The organism is Flavobacterium terrisoli (genome assembly GCF_030167905.1).
Taxonomy (GTDB): domain Bacteria; phylum Bacteroidota; class Bacteroidia; order Flavobacteriales; family Flavobacteriaceae; genus Flavobacterium; species Flavobacterium terrisoli.
In genome coordinates, this window is the sequence record NZ_JARGNA010000001.1 from 113870 (window position 1) to 136798 (window position 22929).

At 38.5% G+C, this 22929-nt stretch carries 22 protein-coding genes; 15 read left to right on the forward strand and 7 right to left on the reverse strand.

The genetic code is table 11. The features are described 5' to 3' along the window. Nucleotides 1–49: 49 nt before the first annotated feature. The 3 genes from P1K33_RS00465 to P1K33_RS00475 form a co-directional block, all read right to left on the reverse strand. Entirely contained in the window at nt 50–2236 is a 2187-nt protein-coding gene (locus P1K33_RS00465) for a M12 family metallo-peptidase (RefSeq protein WP_284650877.1), read from the reverse strand. Nucleotides 2237–2311: 75 nt separating this feature from the next. Further along, nucleotides 2312–2671, reverse strand: coding sequence for a YraN family protein (locus P1K33_RS00470; RefSeq protein WP_284650878.1), 360 nt, complete (start codon nt 2669–2671; stop codon nt 2312–2314). After that, nucleotides 2671–3567 carry a S66 peptidase family protein gene (locus tag P1K33_RS00475; protein WP_284650879.1) on the reverse strand — a complete coding sequence of 299 codons (897 nt, stop codon included), beginning with the start codon at nt 3565–3567 and terminating at the stop codon, nt 2671–2673. Before P1K33_RS00475 ends, P1K33_RS00470 begins: the two co-directional genes overlap by 1 nt. A gap of 168 nt (nt 3568–3735) precedes the next feature. Here P1K33_RS00475 and metG point away from each other — a divergent pair, with 168 nt between their 5' ends. The 5 genes from metG to P1K33_RS00500 are packed head-to-tail and all read left to right on the forward strand — an operon-like array spanning nt 3736 to nt 9114. Further along, the gene (metG, locus tag P1K33_RS00480) at nt 3736–5799 is read left to right on the forward strand and encodes a methionine--tRNA ligase (protein WP_284651193.1); all 2064 of its coding nucleotides are present in this window, start codon (nt 3736–3738) and stop codon (nt 5797–5799) included. Nucleotides 5800–5809: 10 nt separating this feature from the next. Further along, on the forward strand, nt 5810–7246 hold the full coding sequence (locus P1K33_RS00485) for a hypothetical protein (protein WP_284650880.1): 1437 nt from the start codon (nt 5810–5812) through the stop codon (nt 7244–7246). A gap of 3 nt (nt 7247–7249) precedes the next feature. Then, entirely contained in the window at nt 7250–7939 is a 690-nt protein-coding gene (locus P1K33_RS00490; RefSeq protein WP_284650881.1) for an HAD family hydrolase, read from the forward strand. A gap of 1 nt (nt 7940) precedes the next feature. Next, a complete protein-coding gene (locus tag P1K33_RS00495; RefSeq protein ID WP_284650882.1) occupies nt 7941–8564 on the forward strand; it encodes a chloramphenicol acetyltransferase in 624 nt (207 codons plus the stop codon). Between the two features lie 28 nt (nt 8565–8592). Then, nucleotides 8593–9114, forward strand: coding sequence for a ferritin (locus P1K33_RS00500; RefSeq protein WP_284650883.1), 522 nt, complete (start codon nt 8593–8595; stop codon nt 9112–9114). 252 nt (nt 9115–9366) lie between these two features. On the opposite strand, the gene P1K33_RS00510 is transcribed toward P1K33_RS00500, so the two are convergent. Together P1K33_RS00510 and P1K33_RS00515 are read right to left on the reverse strand one after the other, a co-directional pair. Beyond that, nucleotides 9367–9795, reverse strand: a complete 429-nt coding sequence (locus tag P1K33_RS00510) for a hypothetical protein (RefSeq protein ID WP_284650885.1) — start codon at nt 9793–9795, stop codon at nt 9367–9369. Between the two features lie 194 nt (nt 9796–9989). Further along, nucleotides 9990–10322 (reverse strand): single-stranded DNA-binding protein, encoded by a 333-nt coding sequence (locus P1K33_RS00515; protein ID WP_284650886.1) that lies wholly within the window; start codon nt 10320–10322, stop codon nt 9990–9992. Nucleotides 10323–10517: 195 nt separating this feature from the next. Between P1K33_RS00515 and P1K33_RS00520 the strand changes: the two genes are divergently transcribed. From P1K33_RS00520 to P1K33_RS00540, 5 genes are all read left to right on the forward strand, one after another. Next, nucleotides 10518–12041: a bifunctional GNAT family N-acetyltransferase/carbon-nitrogen hydrolase family protein gene (locus P1K33_RS00520; RefSeq protein ID WP_284650887.1), complete on the forward strand. Its 1524-nt coding sequence runs from the start codon at nt 10518–10520 to the stop codon at nt 12039–12041. A 5-nt stretch (nt 12042–12046) separates the two neighbouring features. Then, on the forward strand, nt 12047–12397 hold the full coding sequence (locus P1K33_RS00525; protein WP_284650888.1) for a hypothetical protein: 351 nt from the start codon (nt 12047–12049) through the stop codon (nt 12395–12397). A 74-nt stretch (nt 12398–12471) separates the two neighbouring features. Next, the gene (locus P1K33_RS00530; protein ID WP_284650889.1) at nt 12472–14853 is read left to right on the forward strand and encodes a M28 family peptidase; all 2382 of its coding nucleotides are present in this window, start codon (nt 12472–12474) and stop codon (nt 14851–14853) included. Continuing rightward, nucleotides 14853–15659, forward strand: a complete 807-nt coding sequence (locus tag P1K33_RS00535) for an SDR family oxidoreductase (RefSeq protein ID WP_284650890.1) — start codon at nt 14853–14855, stop codon at nt 15657–15659. Before P1K33_RS00530 ends, P1K33_RS00535 begins: the two co-directional genes overlap by 1 nt. Next, a complete protein-coding gene (locus P1K33_RS00540; RefSeq protein WP_284650891.1) occupies nt 15656–15901 on the forward strand; it encodes a CBU_0592 family membrane protein in 246 nt (81 codons plus the stop codon). The genes P1K33_RS00535 and P1K33_RS00540 overlap by 4 nt, the downstream gene beginning before the upstream one ends. A 30-nt stretch (nt 15902–15931) precedes the next feature. On the opposite strand, the gene P1K33_RS00545 is transcribed toward P1K33_RS00540, so the two are convergent. Then, nucleotides 15932–17983, reverse strand: coding sequence for a M13 family metallopeptidase (locus tag P1K33_RS00545; RefSeq protein ID WP_284650892.1), 2052 nt, complete (start codon nt 17981–17983; stop codon nt 15932–15934). A 177-nt stretch (nt 17984–18160) separates the two neighbouring features. Here P1K33_RS00545 and P1K33_RS00550 point away from each other — a divergent pair, with 177 nt between their 5' ends. From P1K33_RS00550 to P1K33_RS00570, 5 genes are all read left to right on the forward strand, one after another. Next, nucleotides 18161–18829: an SCO family protein gene (locus P1K33_RS00550; protein WP_284650893.1), complete on the forward strand. Its 669-nt coding sequence runs from the start codon at nt 18161–18163 to the stop codon at nt 18827–18829. Between the two features lie 79 nt (nt 18830–18908). Further along, nucleotides 18909–19145 carry a FeoA family protein gene (locus tag P1K33_RS00555; protein ID WP_284650894.1) on the forward strand — a complete coding sequence of 79 codons (237 nt, stop codon included), beginning with the start codon at nt 18909–18911 and terminating at the stop codon, nt 19143–19145. 6 nt (nt 19146–19151) lie between these two features. Further along, entirely contained in the window at nt 19152–21257 is a 2106-nt protein-coding gene (gene feoB / locus P1K33_RS00560) for a ferrous iron transport protein B (RefSeq protein ID WP_284650895.1), read from the forward strand. Between the two features lie 60 nt (nt 21258–21317). Further along, nucleotides 21318–22148 (forward strand): hypothetical protein, encoded by an 831-nt coding sequence (locus tag P1K33_RS00565; RefSeq protein ID WP_284650896.1) that lies wholly within the window; start codon nt 21318–21320, stop codon nt 22146–22148. A 1-nt stretch (nt 22149) separates the two neighbouring features. Then, nucleotides 22150–22275, forward strand: coding sequence for a FeoB-associated Cys-rich membrane protein (locus tag P1K33_RS00570; protein WP_284650897.1), 126 nt, complete (start codon nt 22150–22152; stop codon nt 22273–22275). Here P1K33_RS00570 and P1K33_RS00575 read toward each other — a convergent pair. Next, complete coding sequence (locus P1K33_RS00575) at nt 22272–22925, reverse strand: metal-dependent transcriptional regulator (protein WP_284650898.1); 654 nt, start codon at nt 22923–22925, stop codon at nt 22272–22274. The genes P1K33_RS00570 and P1K33_RS00575 overlap by 4 nt on opposite strands. Nucleotides 22926–22929: the final 4 nt, after the last annotated feature.

Sequence of the window (22929 nt, forward strand, 5' to 3'; positions counted from 1 at the left end):
AAAAGCCACTCTGATTGAGTGGCTTTTTCTTTATAAATAATTGCGGTAATTACATTTTCAAAACTTTGAAATTGGCTTCAACACCGTTGATTTTCAATTTGAAGAAATAGGTTCCGCTTGCATAAGTTGACATATTCACATTGGTAGTCATTTCATTCATCTTCTGATTCAGTAACAATTGCCCCTGAACGTTATAAACGGTCACTTCAGAGATTGGATCTTTAGAGGTAATGGTTAAGTTTCCGTTAGTCGGATTCGGATAATAGCTGAAATCAATAAAATCAGCCTCAACTTCACCCAAAGTTCCTGTACAAGTGATGGTCGCGTTCCATCCTGAAGCAACTTCAAATTCGTCTGAATAAAACCTAAAGGTTAAAGAACCATCCGTTGCGGTTGAATTGTACTGCCCGGGAGGTATTGATCCTGTTAATCCGGCACCAAAAGTCAAATCAGGATCATCAACCGTTGGACCATTGTGGATGTACAAAAAGTCATAACCATCCTCAAGATTAAAGGCTCCGAAACTCGCTCTGATCTTCAATCCGTTTCCTGCAGGGATAATGGTTCTGGTCCAAGATTCATTATTGGTATAATTCCCGGAAGTTCCACCAGTATCAGTAAAAGAGGTATTTGAACAGAAATTAACCGCATTGGTTGCAAATATTTTTTCTCTTATTACCGGTTCGATATTAGTAGTACATACCGGTCTGATTTTGATTCTGTAATAAGTATTGGCATTCAATCCTGAAACTGAGTAACTATTGGTTGTTACGGTATTCCAAACCGGAGTTGCTGTTGCAAAAGGGGTAACCGAAATTTGCCAACTGGTTGTGCCGCTTGTATCTGTCCAGGTGATTGTTGTTGAATTGTTCGTGAGATTTGTTGTAGTAATATCTGTAACACTATTGATGCAATAGGTAATACAATCTAAGCTCAAACAAGTTTTACTGTTTACGTTAGCTACAATCAAAGCTGATGGTTGAGGACCAAATCCGTTATTAAAACTGATTCCTACATTAGCAATCAAATGGCAATAACTCATGATGGTTCCCTTTACATTGGTAGCAGGAATTGGTCCTTGAGGACAACTGTTGTCTCCAAAACCTGCCTGCTGCCCGCAGCCATCAATAACCGTATTGTTGCCGTTCCAGGCACATTGGTGTGTATGAGGAGAACCTAAAGAATGTCCGAACTCATGCGTGATTACCTGCACTGTCCATGAAAAAGTCGGAACCGTTGCAAAGTTAAGATCTACATCCGAGTAACTGTGGTTGTTGGTTTGACAAAGGGTATTGAGATAAGCAACACCTCCCAAACCTCCTTCATCTATTCCAACCAATTGCCCTACGTCACCATCAAAAACGGGAGTCAAGTCTCTAAAGGTTGTTAAATAGGCAATTGAGGCAGTTCCTACACCTTCATAAGGATCGGCGTTGGTCCAAATAAATATAGATTTCAAACCTGTTGTGATACCGTCAAGGTTATATAATGTTTGCACATTATTAAAAACCGATGTCATCCAATTGGTTGTCGCAGTTGTGTCTTCTCCATTCTCAAGGTACAAATTGTTATCTACTTCAAAATAGAATCCTACACAACGATTGGTTTCAACACTATTGATGTTTTTATTGTTTTCAGAAGGGGAATGTGGTATATAAGCTTCTTCTTTCACATGACAGTCAAAGCCGCTGAAAACTTTCATTTTTGCATCTGAATAGACGATATAGTCTGTTGTATTATTGGGCTTGATTAATTTACCGACAACGATATTGCCCAACTCATTACTCGAAATCATTCCGTTGAATTCTCCGTTAAAAAAGTTAAATGACGACACCGAGTTGGTTTCTCCTTTGATGATTCCGCGATAATAAACCCCTTTTTGGTATGCAATGTTTTTAGCGACATCGGTATCTACGTGAAATCCTTCCATAAAAGGATTTACTTTGTATAGTAAAATAGAAATCGTTTGGTTTTGGTATGGGATTTCCAATTCAAAAGTGTTGTATTGGCTGCTCACAATTTCATTGACTTTTGCCAAATTTATAGTGGCTAATGTTGCCCCTTCAACCACTTTCTCTACTTCACTATTGACAGCATTTGGAGTTGGTGACAAGACTGAAATGGCTTTAAAGTCGGCGTTTAGATTTTGCAGTTCCGATACTCTTTCTGCTATTTTATTTTGTGCAGTTATGGATAACGCAATCAAAAAAACAGCAAATGGTAAAATTTTTTTCATAACGGTATTTGTTTTTTGACAAAGTTATTGAAATTCAGATAATTTGGTTATTAAATTATTTTAAAATGAGGTAATTTAAAAATGATAAAAAGCATCTTCAATGTGCTCAATTCTATAATTCCCTTCATCCTTAAAGATGGCAATTATATCAAATCGAACCGTAACATCCAAATCATTGGAGATTACATATTCATTTACGGCCTTGACCAAGAGTTGGATTTTCCTGGGTTTGACAAAATCCTGAGGCAGACCAAATTCAATGCTCGAACGGGTTTTAACCTCAACAATGGCTAAGGTATTTTCTTTTTGGGCAATGATGTCAATCTCAGCTTTTTGAAAAGTCCAATTGGTTTCCAAAACTGTATAGCTGTTTTGCTGCAGGAAATCTACCGCCAATTCTTCTCCTAATTTGCCCAGTTCATTGTGTTCTGCCATTATTCAAAAACCACTTTGCTTTTTTCAGCCGTTACTTCAATCGAAACCTGTCTGCCAAAAATCATCGCGCGATTGTCTCTGATATGTCCGGCCGGGAAATTATAGATAATTGGAATGTCCAGTCCTTTGGTCACATCTTCTATGATTTCCAAAGCATTTCTTCCCCACGGAATGTCGTTGTCTTTCATTTCGGTCATGCCGCCAACAATGATGCCTTTCAATCCCGACAAACAGCCGTTGCGTTTGAGGTTCATCATCATACGATCGATGTGGTATAAATATTCATCCAAATCTTCTAAGAAAAGTATTTTCCCATCACAATCAATTGCCGATTCTGAACCCAACAAACTGTATAAAATCGATAAATTGCCCCCAACCAATTCACCTTTGGCTTTGCCCACATGATTCAGGGCATCACAATCTAAAGTGTATTGTAATTTATCCCCGAATAATGCCGTACATAATGAATTCTTGGCTTCATCAGTCGCTCTTGGAATCGCAACCGGCATCGTACCGTGAATGGATTCAATTCCCATTCGGTTCAAATGGCTGTGCAAAACCGTTACGTCGCTAAATCCCACAATCCATTTTGGATTTTGCTTGAATTTGGTAAAATCCAATTGATCAATGATTTTCACCGTGCCATAACCGCCGCGTACACACCAAATCGCTTTGATATTTGGATTGTCCATCTGCTCCTGAAAATCGGCTGTTCTTTGCGCATCGGTTCCGGCCAATTGATAATAATCCAAGCCTATTGTACTTCCTATTTTGACTTTTAAACCCCAGCCTTCGAGCATGTCAATGGTTGGTTTCAGATTGTCTTCAATGTTTTTTCTGGCTGTGGAAACGATGGCAACCGTGTCGCCTTTTTGCAAATATGGTGGTGTAATCATCTTTTTTTGGGAATAAGAGGAAAATGTAATTAAAGAAATTAAAATTATTAGCGTTCGCATTAATCCATAAAGATTAGTAAAATTGGCAGTCTCAAAAGTAAACAAATCCCAAAATTAATTCGTCTATTCGTAGCTAAAAAGTTATTTTTGCTGTCTATTTCAAAGAATATGTTAGAAAATCCAAAAAGATATACCATTACGGCGGCTTTGCCTTATACTAATGGACCAATTCACATCGGGCATTTGGCCGGAGTTTACGTTCCGTCTGATATTTATGCGCGTTATTTAAGATTACAGGGAAAAGACGTTGCCTTTATTTGTGGCAGCGACGAACACGGTGTGGCGATTTCAATGAAAGCCAAAAAAGAAGGCATTACGCCACAACAGGTCATTGACAAATATGACGGCATTATCCGTCAATCTTTTATAGATTTCGGAATTTCGTTTGACAATTATTCGCGTACATCTTCCAAAATACACCACGATACGGCTTCTGAATTTTTTAGAAAATTATACGACAATGGCGACTTCATCGAAGAAGTAACCGAACAATTATACGATGCCAAAGCCGAACAATTTTTGGCCGACCGTTTTGTAACCGGAACTTGTCCAAGATGTGAAAACCCTGAGGCTTACGGCGACCAATGTGAGCGTTGTGGCTCTACCCTGAACGCAACTGATTTGATCAATCCGAAATCAACCATTACCGGAGAAACGCCGATTTTGAAATCCACGAAACACTGGTTTTTGCCTTTGGACCGTTACCAGGATTTCATGAAAGAATGGATTTTGGTTGGCCACAAAAATGACTGGAAAGCCAATGTTTTAGGACAGGTGAAATCCTGGCTGGATGATGGCGATGGATTAAAACCACGTGCCGTAACCCGCGATTTGGATTGGGGAATTGACGTTCCGGTTGAAGGTGCGGAAGGCAAAAAATTATACGTATGGTTTGATGCTCCGATTGGTTATATTTCTTCTACCAAGGAATGGGCAGCCCGCGAAGGCAAAAACTGGGAAGATTACTGGAAAAAAGACGATACCAAATTGGTTCACTTTATCGGGAAAGACAACATCGTTTTTCACTGCATCATTTTCCCGGCGATGCTGAAAGCTGAAGGCAGTTTTATTTTACCGGACAATGTTCCTGCGAATGAATTCCTGAATTTGGAAGGCAACAAATTGTCGACTTCTAAAAACTGGGCGGTGTGGTTACACGAATATTTAATCGATTTCCCTGAAAAGCAAGACGTATTGCGTTATGCTTTGACGGCAAATGCACCCGAAACCAAAGACAACGACTTTACCTGGAAAGATTTTCAGGCGAGAAATAACAACGAATTGGCCGCAATTTTTGGAAACTTCATCAATCGTGTGGTCGTGTTGACCAATAAATATTACAACGGCATCATTCCGGCTCCGAATGAATTCAGCAAAGTGGACGAACAAACTTTAGCCGAATTAAAAGCCTATCCGGCGGTGATTTCAAGTTCATTGGAACGTTACCGTTTCAGGGAAGCACAAGGTGAATTGATGAATGTTGCCCGTTTGGGGAATAAATATCTGGCCGATGAAGAACCATGGAAAATGGTCAAAACCAATCCGGAAAGAGTGCAAACCCAAATGTATGTGGCCTTGCAGATTGCGGCTGCTTTACAAGCGTTAGCCGAACCGTTTTTGCCGTTTACTTCAGCCAAATTATCAAGAATTTTAAAATTGGATACCGTAAGCTGGAATTCGGTTGCTGAAACCTCTGAATTATTGTCTGTCGGACATCAAATTGGCGAAGCCGAGATTTTGTTTACCCAAATTGAAGATGCCGAAATCCAAAAACAAATAGACAAACTCGAAGCGACAAAAAAAGCCAACGTTATGGAAAACCAAGTAACCGAACCACAAAAACCAACATCAACCTTTGAAGATTTCTCCAAATTAGATTTGCGTGTCGGAACGATTTTGGAAGCCGAAAAAATGCCTAAAGCCAATAAACTTTTGGTATTGAAAGTAGACACCGGAATTGACGTTCGCACTATCGTTTCCGGAATTGCCGAGCATTTTTCACCGGAAGAAGTCGTTGGAAAACGCGTAACGGTTTTAGTGAATTTGGCCCCGAGAGCTTTGCGCGGTGTGGAAAGTCAGGGCATGATTTTGATGACCAACAATGCCGAAGGCAAATTGGTTTTTGTCAATCCGGATGCGGATGGTGTGGATAATGGCGCTTTGATTAGCTAAACTCAAAAACATGAAAAAAATATTCCTATTTGCTGTAGTCTTTATAAATATCTCTTTTTGTTTTGCTCAACAACAGACCGCTTCTTTTGAACCTTCTGTTAAAGAGAAAAAAGATGTCTTTACGGTTGTAAATTCAAAGGATAATAAAGTAGCCTTGTTTTTTAGTGATAAAAAGTCAATTAGTGCTTTACTTTTTGATGAAGGGTTAAAACTAAGTGATACCATTACGACGACTTATTCTAATAAGGAAGTGGATGACATCATAGGTTATAGTTACACCGGACAAAAATATTATGTGTATTGGAGCGGTTCCGAAGACACTCAAATTATAGCACAATGTTATGATTTTGACGCCAAAAAAAGCAACAGTTCTCCCATTTCAATTGATATAGGAAAAGAGAAAATAATTGACAAAATTACTATTCAAAATACGTTCTATATCATTACCGCTTTAAAACACACCAGTATTCTGAATTTTTATTGTTTCACCGATGGAAAAATGAACAAAAAAACTGTGGATTGTTCTAATTACAGGTTTATTGACAGTTCCAGCAAAAAAGTTTCTTTCTGGGAAATGTACAACGAATTTAGCAGTACTATCTATTATAATGGAATCAACAATATCTTAGATGAAACACCTGCTTCACTTGTATTGAGCACCCATAAAAAGAAGGCTTTTGTCAATGGCAACAGCATCATCTTTACCTTTGATACTAATGAAGATTTCACGCAAACATTAACCATTAATTTGTCTGATTTCAGCGCTACACAAAAGGCATTTGCTCAGGTTCCGATGCCAAAGAGAGAAATGGGTGAGATTGATTCCAATTCCTTTTTTGTGAATAACAATATGATTCAGATAAAATCTGATTGGAGCGTGATTTATGTCACTGTAAAAGACATGAGCGGAATCGAATTAAAAAAATTGGCCATGTATCCCGGAAAAGAAATCGAATTTAAAAATTCAGAGATTATTCAAGAAAACGGAGGTATAAATAGCACCCGAATTTTAGACAAATCAAGTCAGTTGGTTAGAAAAATTAGCAATTTGAATCCTTCTGTTTCATCCTACTTCTATAATGGAAGATACAATTTAGTGATTGGAGGTGTTTCTAATCCGCAACAAGACGGTGTTTTGATTGGTGCCATGGTTGGTGGTTTTACGGGCGCCATGATTGGAGCGGCAATTTCGTCTAACTATTCTATGAATAATTTATCTTCTTATAATGATAGAATGGTGGTGTATATTAATTGTTTGTTTGACCAGGATTTTAACCATATAAAAGAAGAAGGCAAAAAATTGGCTTTTGACAAATTGCGTGTATTTGAGGAAGAGAACAAGAAAATACTCATGAACCAATCAATTTTTAAACTTAATAACAAATTGTATATGGGTGCTTTTGATAAAAGTACCAAACTCTATACTTTTTATCAATTTGAAGATTAATTTATGAATCTAAAAGTAATTGCTTTCGATGCCGATGACACTTTGTTTGTCAACGAACCCTATTTTCAGGAAACAGAAGAGAAATTCTGTGCCTTGATGTCGGCCTATTTGTCGCAACATTCGCTGTCGCAGGAATTGTTTAAAACCGAAATTGCCAACTTAGAATTATATGGTTACGGTATCAAAGGCTATATCCTTTCGATGATTGAAGCGGCGATGAAAATTTCGAACAATACCATTTCGATGGAAGTCATTGAAAAGATTACCCAATACGGCAAAGAATTGCTTCAAAAACCCATCGAATTATTGGATGGCGTTGAAGAAACTCTGGAAGCTTTAAAAGGAAAATACAAATTGGTTGTCGCCACCAAAGGCGATTTATTGGACCAAAGAAGAAAACTGCACAATTCTGGTTTGGGGCATTATTTTCACCATATCGAAGTGATGTCGGACAAAAAAGAAAAGGATTATGAAGATTTGTTAAAGCGTTTGGACATCAAAGCGGATGAGTTTTTTATGATTGGAAATTCGCTGAAATCGGATGTTTTACCGGTGTTGAATATCGGCGGTTATGCGGTGCATATTCCGTTTCACACAACTTGGGAACATGAAAAAATCAGCCACAATGTGGAGCATAAAAACTTTACGGCTCTAGAAAAAATCACAGAAGTACTGCCAATTTTATTAAAATAAAGTGAAACAGAAATTAAACCTCGACACCTGGAACAGAAAGGAACATTTCCTGTTTTTCAAGCAAATGGAAGAACCGTTTTTTGGCGTTTCAACCCGAGTAGATTGTACCAAAGCCTATGCAAAAGCTAAGGAATTGGGCGTTACTTTTTTTACTTATTATTTGCACAAAACCTTAACGGCAGTCAATGCTGTAGAGAATTTTCGATACCGGATAATTGACAACGAAGTATATGTTTTTGATCGGATTGATGTTTCGGCGACGATTTTGAGAGAAGACAATACTTTTGGGTTTTCCTTTATGGAGTATGATGAAAATTTGAAGGAATTTGCAGAAATAACCAAAAAAGAAATTGCCCGGATTCACAACACAACAGGATTAATCACGCGTGATTTTGAGATCAATTTGATTCACTTTTCGGCTTTGCCTTGGATTGATTTTACTTCTTATTCTCATGCCCGAAGTTTTACTTCTGGAGACAGTTGTCCCAAAGTTTCTTTTGGTAAAATGATTGAAGAAAACGGCAAAAAAACTATGCCCATAGCGGTTCATGTACATCACGGACTGGTTGATGGTTACCATGTTGGGCAATTTTTAACTTTGTTTCAAGAGTTGTTGAACGAATAATTTTCTAACTTTACAAAAAAGACACACCATGTTACAAACTAATATCGAAAAAGCACTCAACAATCAAATTCGCATTGAAGCGGAATCATCGCAAATCTATTTGTCAATGGCTTGTTGGGCTGAAGTAAACGGATTGGAAGGTGTTGCGCAGTTTATGTACAACCAATCTGATGAAGAGCGCATGCACATGCTGAAATTGGTTAAATATGTTAACGAAAGAGGCTCGCATGCTAACATTACCGAACTAAAAGCACCCAAAACAAAATTCGGAACGTTTAAGGAAATGTTTGAGGAATTGTACCAACACGAGTTGTTTGTTTCTAATTCAATCAACGAATTGGTTCATATCACTTTGGGTGAAAAAGATTATGCGACGCATAACTTCCTGCAATGGTATGTGGCAGAACAAATCGAAGAAGAAGCCCAAGCCAAAACCATTTTGGATAAAATCAATCTGATTGGTGAAGACCGCGGCGGTTTGTATTTGTTTGACCGTGACATCCAACAATTGGTAGTGACCAGTTCGGTCTCTTTGAATACAAAACCGTAAGTTAGTCTCCTACGTACTTATTATTAAATGTAGAAAAGGTGGGCAAGAAAGAAAAAGATAAGACTAAAGACAAGGATAAAAAGTACAAAAAACTACTCCTTAAAACACATAAGATTGCGGAAAACTGCAAGTCTGACTGTTGTGAAAAATACAAAAAATCAGAAGACAAGCGATGCAAAAGATGTCCGATGTTTGATATATTGAAAAAACTAAACAAAGTAAAAAGCCTTCATCATTAGAAGGCTTTTTTATTTAATCAAAGTACGTCCAATTCGAACCGTCGCTGATGACAATCACGCTTCGTTTACTGTTTTCATACATATAAATCTGGGCGCTTCCCGTAGTTGATCCTTTTGGAAATAACAATCCACTAGCCGAAGTGAGTTTGGCCGTTATCGTATTGTGTATGTTTCTGATGATATAAACCCTTCCGGGATAAGAAACCGGATTAGGCAATTGAAATTCCTGATCCGTGGCTTGTGGCACAATGGAAATATACACCCCATCATTGATTAAGGTAGCCGAACCGCTTCCGGTGAGCGTAACGGTTTTAAGGGATAAATTACCATTAATGTCCAATGTACTTAACGGCGTTGTCGTATTAATCCCAACTTGGGCAAAACCAAAACATACAGCGCAAAAGGCTGCCATTAAAATCAATATGCATTTTAATTTTTTCATGTTTTGGTTTGGTTCTGACAACGAAATATAATTAAATAATCCAACGGGGAGCCTTGTTTTATTTGTGTATCCTCAACGAAAACGTTTGCGTGTTGACAACTTTTAATTTTTTAAGTTAAAATATTACGAAATCACAAAATAAAAAAACGACAGAATTCCCATTCTGCCGTTTTCTCCTAACTGACTGTAAAATGTTATTTCCCTAACAGCAAAATATCATTCACAACCACTTCCGTGATGTAGCGTTTTGTACCGTCTTTATCATCGTAGCTTCTGTGCGTCAGTTTCCCGTCGATGGCTACTTCTTTGCCTTTGGTGACATACTTTTCGATGATTTCTGCCGTTTTGCCCCAAGCCGTTACGCGGTGCCATTCGGTGTTTTCTACTTTTTCACCTTTGTCATTGGTATAATAATCATTGGTAGCGATGGTGATGTTGGCTACTTTTTTTCCTCCATCAAAGGTTTTTACTTCCGGCTCTTGTCCTACGTGTCCGATTAACTGTACTCTGTTTTTCATTGCATTCATGGCGTTTAAAATTTTAACTGTTATTGTTATTTGTGAATTACTCCTGTCAGCTATCCGTTGTTGGTTTCCGACGAGGCAAAGTTGTGACAGTTCAAAAAAATTAGTCGGTTTCTTACCGTTTACTTTCGGTTGTAATTGTTTGTAAACGTTTGTAAACGGTAATTTTTTTGTATATTTGTTGAAAATCAATTGTTTATGAGCCCCGAAATAAATAAAGTAGGATTGCGGAATCTTCTCATTGAAGATTACAAAGAATTGAAAAGGTCAATGATAGACGCCTATCCTGAAATGGAAAATGCCTATTGGCCCGAGTCACAAATTGAAAAATTACTTCAAATTTTTCCCGAAGGGCAATTGGTTATTTTGGTCGATGATAAAGTAGTCGGTTCTGCCCTGTCTTTAATCGTCAACGAAGACTTGATTGACAAAAATCACACTTACAGACAAATCACCGGGGATTTTACTTTTTCAACCCACAGCAAAAAAGGTGATATCCTCTACGGAATAGACGTTTTTATACATCCCGATTACAGAGGTTTGCGATTGGGCCGTCGTTTGTATGATGCGCGAAAAGCCTTGTGCGAACAGCTCAATTTAAAATCAATTGTATTTGCCGGAAGAATACCCAATTACAGCAAATATTCGAACGATTTAACCCCAAAAGCCTACATCGAAAAAATCAAAAGAAAAGAACTTTACGATCCGGTTTTGTCCTTTCAGTTGAGCAATGATTTCCATGAAGTGCGTGTCATCCAAAACTATCTGGAAGATGACAAAAGCTCTAAAGAGTATGCGGTTTTACTCGAATGGAATAACATCTATTATGATGCTAATCCCAAGCTCATCAATACCCACAAAAGTATTATTCGCCTCGGGCTTATCCAATGGCAGATGCGACCGCTCGACAATCTCCAAGCTTTGTTTGATCAGGCAGAATTCTTTATCGATGCTGTTTCGGGCTATGGAAGTGATTTTGCACTTTTCCCCGAATTGTTTATTGCGCCATTGATGGCCGATTACAACCATCTTTCCGAAGCCGATGCCATTAGGGAGTTGGCTAAGTTTGCCGAACCGATTCGCAAAAAATTTCAGGAGTTTGCCATTTCGTATAACATCAACATCATTTCCGGAAGCATGCCATTGCTTGAAGATGGAAAGTTGCACAACGCCGGTTTTCTATGTAAAAGAGATGGAACTTTTGAAATGTACCGAAAAATACACATCACGCCTAATGAAATTTTCCATTGGGGAATTACCGGCGGTGACATTTTCCACACTTTTGAAACCGATTGCTGCAAAATTGGGATTATGATTTGTTATGATGTTGAATTTCCTGAACTCTCCAGATTATTGGCAGATGAAGGCATGGATATTCTTTTTGTACCGTTCCTAACCGATACCCAAAATGGTTATACCCGCGTGAAACATTGTGCTCAGGCACGCGCGATTGAAAACGAGTGTTTTGTAGCTATTGCCGGTTGTGTTGGGAATTTGCCCAAAGTGAACAACATGGACATCCAATTTGCGCAGGCGGCGGTTTTCACACCGTCTGATTTTGCCTTCCCGAGTAATGGTATCAAAGCAGAAGCCACGCCCAATACCGAAATGACTTTGATTGTTGATGTCGATATCAATTTACTAAAAGAGTTACACGAACATGGTAGCGTCAAAACCATGAAAGACCGAAGAACCGATTTATACGAACTAAAGAAAAAATAAAAGCCATGACTAAAACCTGTTTGGAATGCGGCGAAAAGATTGTAGGCCGTGAGGACAAGAAATTCTGCAGCGACGGTTGCCGCAATGCCTACAATAACAAAATCAACAAAGACAGCACCAATTATATGCGGAACATCAACAACAAGTTGCGCAAAAATTACCGCATTCTTTCTGAGTTGAATGTCGAAGGCAAATCGAAAACGACAAAAGCAAAACTGCTGAGCAAAGGTTTCGACTTTGATTATCTGACCAATATTCTGAGCACCAAAACCGGAAATACATACCATTTTGTGTATGACCAAGGCTATATGCTTTTGGACAATGATTTTTATATGTTAGTTAAAAAAGATATTTAGTAAATTTACCAAGTGCAAGATTTGAATTACTGCTCGAAATGGTGATTCTTATCCGAACAAACAACTAACCGGGAATGAAAAACAACCAACCATCACTAATTAGCTTTCTTTTCTTAGCGGCCGTTATTTCGGGGATATTTTACTTTATGATGCCCCAAAGCTACGACGAAACCGAAGCACCGCTTTCCGAATTTTCCACCCAGCGCGCTTTACAAACCGTTAAGGCAATGACCGTAAGACCACACTTTGTTGGCTCCAAAAACCACGAAGTCGTTGCTCAATATCTTCAAAAAGAACTGCAGAATTTAGGTTTGGAAACTACTTTTCAGGAAGGATTTACGATGACCGAAAAAGGGACTTTGGTGAAGTCAAAAAACATTTTGGCTCGCATTAAAGGAACCGCAAATACAAAAGCCTTATTATTGCTTTCGCATTATGACAGCGCACCGCATTCTTTCTCTCACGGCGCCAGTGATGATGCTTCGGGAGTAGCCACAATCATAGAAGGTGTTCGTGCTTTTTTACACAATAAAACGCCTCATAAAAATGACATTATCATACTATTTAGTGATGCCGAGGAATTGGGATTAAATGGTGCCGCACTTTTTGTAACGCAACACCAATGGGCAAAGGAAGTGGGTTTGGCCTTAAATTTTGAAGCGCGCGGTTCTTCGGGACCGAGTTATATGCTGATGGAAACCAATCAGGGCAATGCCAATATGGTGGAAGCGTTTAGCAATGGAGACGTACAATATCCGGTTTCAAATTCACTGATGTACAGTATTTATAAAATGCTCCCGAATGATACCGATTTGACAGTTTTCAGGGAACAGGGAAAAATTCAGGGATTCAATTTTGCTTTTATTGATAGTCATTATAACTATCATACTGCTCAGGACAAGGTTCAAAATTTAGACCCGAACACTTTGGCACATCAGGGAACTTATCTGGTTCCGCTGTTGAATCATTTTGGTAATGCCGATTTAAAAAATCTGGATTCTTCCTCTGATAAAGTGTATTTCAACATTCCGTTTGGCTTTGTGAGTTATCCATTTGGCTGGATTTTACCCATGCTGATCATTGGATTCGGCTTGGTTTTATTGTTTATGTTTATCGGTTTGGGGAAACAGGTTTTGCGCATGGACGAAATCATCAAAGGTTTTGTTCCGCTTTTGGTCTCGATGCTTACCGCTGGTATATTGACTTATGTTGGTTGGAAATTACTCCTTAATTTCTATCCTGAATACCAGGACATTCTTCAGGGTTTCACTTATAATGGGCATTATTATATTTACGCTTTTGTGAGTTTGACCTTGTCGATTTGCTTTTTGTTTTACCAAAACAACGGCAAACGCAATCCTGAATTGAACCAAATGGTCGCACCATTATTCGTTTGGTTGCTACTCAATATCGGTATTGCTTTGAAATTACCAGGAGCCGGATTTTTGATTATCCCGGTGCTTTCGAGTGCATTAATGTTGGGTATTTTTGTATTGACGCAAAGATCCAATTGGTTTATCAATTGTCTCTTATCCATTCCAACATTAATCCTCATCGTGCCGTTTATCCAAATGTTCCCAATAGGTTTGGGGTTGAAAATCCTTTTTGGAAGCGCGATTCTAACCGTTTTGGCATTCTCTTTATTGTTGCCTGTTTTTGGTTCGTTCCAACGAAAAGGCATTTGGGCCGCATTCTTCTTTCTGGTTTCGATTGGCCTGTTTGTCAAAGCGCATCAGGATTCGGGTTATGCTTATGGAAAAGCCAAACCAAACAGCTTGGTTTACATTTTGGATGCCGACAGCAACAAAGCGCATTGGGCAACTTATGATGTCAATTTAGACGAATGGACCAAAGTTTATCTGGGCGAAAATCCAAAAAGCGGCTCTGCCTTAAACACCAATAAACTGTATAGCAAATATGGATCGGAGTTTACCTATATGGCTGTTGCTCCGGTGAAAAATTTAGCCAAGCCAACCATAGAATTTTTACGCGACACGGTAAAAGGAACCCAACATTTGTATCGCATCAGAATTACGCCAAACCGAAAAGTAAATCGCTACGATCTCTTTAACAACAACGGAATTCAAATCAATAACCTCAGAGGTAATGGTGTAAAATCTATTGATTTTGAAAGCAATATAGCTACTAAAACCACCGGCAAAATATTGAGTTATTACGTTGTGGATAATCTTCCATTGGAACTGACTTTCTCGATTTCGGCCAAGCAAAAACTCGATTTGAATTTGGTGGAAAGTTCGTTTGACTTGATGACCAATCCAATGTTTACCATGGTCAAAAGAAAAAACTGGATGATTCCAACGCCATTCGTATTAAATGATGCTGTGATTGTCCGCCAGAAACTAAAAGCTTCGGCCAAAGTTGCTGAGACAAAGCCAGTTTACAGAATAACCACAGAAAAAGACAGTCTGGCAATAGTGGCTGACAGTTTACGATAATGAAAAAAATCAGCATTTTAGGTTGTGGCTGGTTGGGTTTGCCTTTGGCCAAATCATTACTCGCGAAAGGATTTTCGGTTAAAGGTTCGACGACTTCATTAGCCAAAATTTCGCTTTTGAACAATGCCGGAATTGAAGCTTTTCAGATAGAAGTCTCAGAACAGGAAATCAAAGGTGAAATTGAATCATTTCTTGAAAATTCCGAAATCCTAATCATTGATATTCCACCAAAACTAAGAGGGACAAATTCCGAAAATTTTGTAGCCAAAATTCAAAACCTGATTCCGTTTATCAAAAAATCAACGGTTCAGAAAGTCCTTTTTATCAGTTCCACAGCAATTTATAATGACAATTATTCTACCGTTACGGAAACAACACAAACCGAACCCGATACCGAAAGCGGAAAGCAATTGCTCGAAGTGGAAAAACTTTTTCTGCTCAGCATTTTCGATTTTAGCACAACTATAATACGCTTTGGTGGATTGATTGGTGATGACCGGCATCCTGTACATTTTTTGGCCGGAAAACAAAATCTCGGAAATCCCGATGCGCCAATTAATTTAATCCATCAAATAGACTGCATCGGAATTATCGAGAGGATAATCGAGTTGAATCGTTGGAACGACAAATTCAATGCTGTAGCGCCATTTCATCCCAAAAGAAAAGAATATTACACCCAAAAAGCAACAGAATTGGGATTACCTTTGCCTCAATTTGCAGAAACCTCAACTTCCTTTGGCAAAGTAATCCTTGCCAATAAAATAGAAGACGACCTGAACTATGTATTTCAAAATACAATATTATGAGCACAGATGAAATTATTGGAACCATTGGCGTTGGCACAATCCTTATAGCCTATTTTTTAAACATTTTTTCACTAATTAAGAAAGAAGGTGTTTTGTTTTATGTGATGAATATTGTCGGGGCAGGCATTGCCTGTTTTGCTTCGGTTCTGATAAGTTTTTGGCCGTTCATCATCCTCGAAGGAACCTGGGTAGTTGTGAGTGTCATTGGCTTACTGAAAACCATAAAAAAACCTCAAGGATAACTTGAGGTTTTTATTTATATCTTTTTTGGATTACCAAATTTTTACTCGTTTGTTTGGCTCAACATACATCCCGTCGCCCGGTTTGATATTGAATGCCTGATAAAAAGTTTCCAAATTCAATAACGGCACATAAGCTCTGTACATTCCCAGTGTATGCGGATCGGTTTTCACCTGATTTTTGATGGCTTCGTCACGCATTTTACTTCTCCAGATGGTTGCCCATGAGATAAACAAACGTTGTTCCGGTGTGTAACCATCGATTAATCCCGGATTGCCATTTTCTTTTAAGTACAATTGCAAACCGTCATAAGCCGCATTAATTCCGCCTAAGTCACCAATATTTTCCCCTAAAGTAAACTTACCATCCACATGAATGCCGGGTAACGGTTCCAAAGCAGAATATTGATCCGCTAAAGCATTCCCAAGCGATGTAAACTTTGTTAAATCGTCAGCTGTCCACCAATCTACTAAATTCCCTTCTGCATTGTATCTAGAACCTTCATCATCAAAACCATGTGAAATTTCGTGTCCGATTACCGCTCCGATTCCACCATAATTTACAGCTTCATCGGCCTTATAATCGTAAAACGGTGCCTGCAAAATTGCTGCCGGAAAAACAATCTCATTATATGATGGATTGTAATAGGCATTTACCGTTTGCGGTGACATTCCCCATTCGGTTTTGTCTACCGGTTTGCCAATTTTCTCAAGGCTTTTAGCGTGATTCCATTTGGATACATTCAGCACATTATCAAAATAACTTCCGCCTTCCGTTGGGTTTTTTACCGTCAAAGCAGAATAGTCTTTCCACTTGTCCGGATAACCTATTTTTATCGTCAGGCTGTACAGTTTTTCTATGGCTTTATTCTTGGTTTCGGCCGACATCCAGTCCAATTTATTGATACGGTTTTCAAAAGCACGCTGCACGTTTTTAATCATTTTTTGGGCTTTTACTTTGGCTTCAGCCGGGAACATTTTTTCTACGTATAATTTCCCTAAAGCTTCTCCAACACTTCCGTTAACCGTTTGCAACGCTCTTTCTTCCAACGGTCTTTGTTTGATCGCACCAGTTAAGGTTTTGCCATAAAAATCAAAATTGACCGCACCGATTTCCGTTGACAACATTCCGGCAGAACGGTTCAATAATGACCAACGCATATAAGCTTTCCAATCCTCAATGCTGTTTTGGGCCAAAAGCACTTGTAGTGCTTTCATGTATCTTGGTTGTGATATGATAATCGTGTCCAGTTTTTTGAAACCAACACCGGATAAATAATTGCTCCAATCAATCGCAGGAACCATTTTCTGTAAATCGGCAATAGCGGCCGGATTGTATTGTAATCTGGCATCTCTGCGCTCTACTCTGGTCAATCTTGGTTCAGACATTGCCGTTTCAAAAGCGACAATTCTTTGGGCTTCTGATTTGGCTTGTTCAGGTGTTTTCCCAATAAATGCCAACATTCTGGCAACATGCGTCTGGTATTTATCGCGTTTTTCCTTTGAATCTTTATCATCAGCAACATAATAATCCCTATCAGGTAATCCTAATCTTCCGGCACCAAGCGTCACCGAATTTTTATTACTGTCTTTGTCATCGGCTCCAACACCAACACCAAAGAAACCGATGCCTCCAAGCGGTTCCATTTCAATCAATACTTTTTGTAAATCTGAAATGTTTTTTATCGCATCAATTTTAGCCAAATATGGCTTTATCGGACCGATGCCCTGTTTGTTTCTGGCCACAGTATCCATAATTGATTTGAAAAGATTAACGGCTTTTCCCTGATCGGTATTCGATTTGTATTTTGGATTATTGGCCGCTTCCTTTAAAATAGCCAAAGCATCTTTGTCGGTTCTTTGACGCAATTCGTCAAAACTCCCCCAACGGGTTTTATCTGCAGGAATCTCTGTGTTTTTAACCCAGGTTCCGTTCACAAAACGAAAGAAATCATCATTTGGCCTTACCGATTTATCCATCAGGGACAAATCAATTCCCGGCTTTTTTTGTTGTGCATTGCCTTCCAGAACTCCGGTCAATAAAACAGCCGTCAGCAATGCTCTTGAAATCGCATTTATTTTCATAAATAGTTTAGTTTATGTTAGTAATCGCAAAATTATCAATTTCAGTTCCTGAAATTAATTTTTAACAAAAATATAAGTCTTGATTAAGGCTAAAAAGTTACAAATGATGGTTTTGCTTTTGTATTTTTGCCACTCGAGACCTTTAGGTCGAATTGTTTACGAAGTAAAAAAAAAAGAATGCTTGCTTTCCTTAAAAAATACAGAATCTTTATTGGCACTTTTATCCTATTTTCCATCATAACGGTTTCTCTTTTTTACAATGTTTTAAAACCAGGAAAAACACTTCCTATATTCAATCCTGCGGATGTCAATCCGGAATTGGTTGACAGCACGGTGCAGTATGTTGAAAAATACCATACCATCGCCGACTTTTCCTTTACCAACCAAAACGGAAAAACGATTACCCAAAAAGATTATGATGGCAAGATTTATATCGCCGATTTTTTCTTTACGACCTGTGGTTCGATTTGCCCCATCATGACCACCAATATGATTGATGTACAAAAGGCTTTTTTGAACAACCCAAAAGTGATGATGTTGTCACATTCGGTAACGCCAGAAATTGACAGCGTTCCGGTGTTGAAAAAATATGCTGTTGACAAAGGTGTTGTAGATGCCAAATGGAACCTGGTTACCGGTGACAAAAAGGAAATCTATCGCATGGCCAGAAAATCTTATTTGGCCGTCAAATTGGGCAAGCCCGAAGAACTTTACGATATGGTTCACACCGAAAATTTTGTTTTGGTAGATACCAAAAGACGTGTTCGCGGATTTTATGACGGCACCAAAAAAGAAGATATTCAGAAATTAATTACCGATATTAATTGGTTACTGGAAAACGATTAAATTAGTTTCGCTGATAATTATCTTCTGATATTCTTTTTTTATCCTTATTTTTGCAATCTTAATTCAATCTAAATAAGCATTGAGAACCACCGTTGATTTATTAAAAATTGGAGACAAAGCCGTAATCACTCATGTTGATTTGGATAAAATCCCGCTAAAGCTTTTAGAAATGGGATGTTTGCCGGATAATGACCTGGAGATTATTCAGATTGCTCCGCTTGGTGATCCGATTTATATCAACGTAAACAATGGCTCTCATTTGGCAATACGAAAAGAAACCGCTCATGAGATTGAAGTCGAAATCCATGAGAAATAGTCAAAAATGAGCATCCATCACCTCAACGTAGCGCTTATTGGAAACCCGAATACCGGAAAAACTTCGGTGTTCAATCAACTCACAGGATTAAACCAACAGGTTGGGAATTATCCCGGAATTACCGTTGAAAAAAAGCTTGGGTTTTGCAAATTGCCCAACAACATCAAAGCCAATATCCTTGATTTACCGGGAACGTATAGTTTGAATGCCAGTTCGATTGATGAAAATGTAGTTATCGAATTGCTGCTCAATAAAAACGACAAGCTTTTCCCTGATGTGGCCATCGTCGTGACTGATGTTGAAAATCTGAAAAGAAACTTATTACTTTTTACCCAAATCAAAGACCTCGAAATTCCTACCATTTTGGTCATCAATATGTCTGACCGAATGAAACCCAAAGGAATCACACTCGATATTTCGTATTTGGAGGTACAGTTAAAAACCAGAATCGTGTTGGTCAGCACCCGAAAAGGCATCGGGATTGACGAACTCAAAAACACGATAGTTGATTATAAAAATCTTTCCACAGAACCGTGTTTGAACGCATCGAGCATTGATGTGGAATATTTCAACAAACTCCGTCATGCGTTTCCGAATCAGTTGTTGTACAAACTTTGGTTGGTGATTACCCAGGACGTTAACTTTTTGAATCTGGAGCGAAAGGAAATCCAGAGTTCGTTTGCCAAATCGCATTCCGATTTAAAGCGCTTACAGCAAAAAGAAACCATCAAGCGCTATCAGTTTATTAACGACACCTTGAAAATCGGACAGCAGATAGACACTGCCAACGGCTCAGATTTGCGTTCGAAACTGGATAAAGTTTTAACCCACAAAATCTTTGGTTATGTTATTTTCTTTGGCATTTTATTGCTGATTTTTCAATCCATTTTTGATTGGTCAAAGATTCCGATGGAGTTTATTGACAGCACTTTTACCAATTTGGCCAACTATTGCAAAAACAATCTGCCGAGTGGTGAATTCACCAATTTAATCAGCGAAGGAATCATACCGGGCATTGGCGGTATTGTGATTTTTATTCCGCAAATTGCTTTTCTCTTCCTGTTTATCTCAGTCCTCGAAGAAAGCGGTTATATGAGTCGTGTGGTCTTTTTGATGGACAAAATCATGCGCCGTTACGGACTATCCGGAAAAAGCGTTGTACCGTTAATTTCGGGTACGGCTTGTGCGATTCCTGCAATTATGGGTGCCAGAAATATTGAAAACTGGAAAGAAAGATTGATTACCATTTTAGTAACGCCATTCATCACTTGTTCGGCGCGTTTACCGGTTTACGCCATCATTATTGCGCTAATTATCCCGGAAGAAAGAATCTTGGGCGTTTTCAGTTTGCAAGGCGCGACCTTAATGGTATTGTATCTTTTAGGCTTCGCCGTAGCGATTTTATCGGCTTATCTTTTGAATAAAATTTTAAAGCTGAAAGCCAAATCCTATTTCGTAGTTGAAATGCCAAATTACAAATTACCGCTTTTCAAAAACGTGGCGATTAATGTGATTGAAAAAACAAAAGCCTTTGTTTTTGGTGCCGGAAAAATAATTTTGGCACTATCAATTATCCTTTGGTTTTTAGGATCTCATGGCCCGAAAAAAGGATTTGACAATGCAGAAAGTCTGGTGATTAAAAAAGTCAAATTAGAGAACAGACTGGATGATTTAGAATATGTGAATGACCAAATCAGTTCGCACAAATTAGAGAATTCCTATATTGGTATTATGGGGAAATCGATCGAACCTGTCATCCGACCTTTGGGTTATGATTGGAAAATCGGAATTGCGGTCGTGAGTTCGTTTGCAGCTCGTGAAGTTTTTGTCGGAACCTTGGCCACGATTTACAGCGTTGGAAGCCACGGCGATGAAGAATCCACCATTAAAAACCGCATGGATGCTGAAGTTTATCCCGATGGTAGAAAAGTTTTCAATTTTGCCACCGGCGTTTCGCTATTGCTTTTTTATGCTTTTGCAATGCAATGTATCAGTACTTTGGCGATTGTAAAAAAAGAGACCAACAGTTGGAAATGGCCGATAATCCAATTGGTATTTATGAGTGGTTTTGCTTATCTGACGGCACTTGCTGCCTACCAATTTTTAAAATAAACCAAGTGCTGTTTTGAGTTCGGTTCAGTTTTTGTGGTTCTCAAAAAAACACTCTACTCCATGAAAAAAGTCGCGCCATTACTCTTATTGTTGTTCAGTTACAACCTTGTTATCAGCCAAACAAAAGTAGATAAGTCCAAAAAGGAATTAAATTCAAATTCCGGTTCCAGCTCGAGTAGCTCAAGTTCAAGCAGTTCCCGAAGCAATAATAATGACGATGATGGCGAATGTGTGAGCATTTGGATAGAAATAACCTGGGGAATTTTTAAATATGGTTTTATCGGTGATTATAAAAACGAAGATCATTTGTATAATAATTTAACCGATTATCCTTATTACAATGACGATTCGGGAAATTATGAAGATTACAACACAGAAGATGCGGATACTTTGAAAAAGAACTTCCGATTTGATTTGCAGAACAACCTGCTTTACAGCGATAAGGATTTATTTGCCAATCATGTTAAACTAAAAATAAGACCGTTCAACTATTTTTATGTCCAGACCGATTATCATCAGTTGTTTGAAAAAAATAAATTAACCAACTCAACGGATCAGCTTTCGTTGTTTTATTTCAATTTGGGTTATGACCGATTGCGGTTTGAAAAAGTGAATTTTGGTTGGACCATTGGTGCCAGTTATGTGGGAAATGAAGTCAAAAAAGCCGGATTTTCTTTTGGTGTCAACACCGAAATTTTCCTTGGCCATAACGTCAGTTTATTGGCTGCAGCCAAATGGAGCGGCATTAACGGACAACCGGTAAATGTTTATGAACTCGAAGGCAAATACCATCTCAAAAGATATTTCGTATCTTTAGGATATCAACATTTAAAAATTGCGACACCAACCTATAATTTTGTATCGATTGGCGGCGGAATTTATCTCAATTAATATGGAACTACAGGGAATACTCGTTTATCTGGCATTGGGAATTGCCATTGGGTTTTTAGCCCAGAAATTTATCGGCAAAAAAAAGGCCAAAAAAGATTGTGGCAAAGACGATTGTGGTTGCCACTAAATCAGTTTGATAAAGAGATTTCCGGCAATTTTATTGGAAATCAACAAATCATTGCCCTCTATTTTTACATTCAGCGACAAGTCAAAATCTTCAATCGAATTGACTTTAATCGTAACGCCCAAAGCGATTTTATTTTTGTCCAGATACTTCAAAAACTCTGCGGAAGAATCCTTTACGCCAACACAAATTCCGGTTTGATTGACCTTCAATTCCGAAAGCAATAATTTTTCCACTTTGATGATTTTCCCTTTGGCATCCGGGATTGGGTCACCATGTGGATCTTCAGTAGGATTCCCTAAAAAATCATCAAGTTTGTTGATCAGTTTCTCCGATTTGATGTGTTCCAATTGCTCGGCAATATCATGGACTTCATCCCAGGGAAACTGTAATTTATCTACCAGGAAAACTTCCCATAAACGGTGCTTTCTCACAATCATTTTGGCGGCCAAACTGCCTTCTGCCGTCAGTGAAACGCCTTGGTATTTTTTATAAACAATAAGGTCTTTGTCGGCCAATTTCTTAAGCATATCGGTAACCGAAGACGCTTTGGTCTCCATTTTTTCGGCAATGGCATTCGTGCTCACTTCTGTTCCCGAAGCAGACGTAATATGATAAATGGTCTTTAAATAATTCTCTTCTGAAAGCGTCATGCTG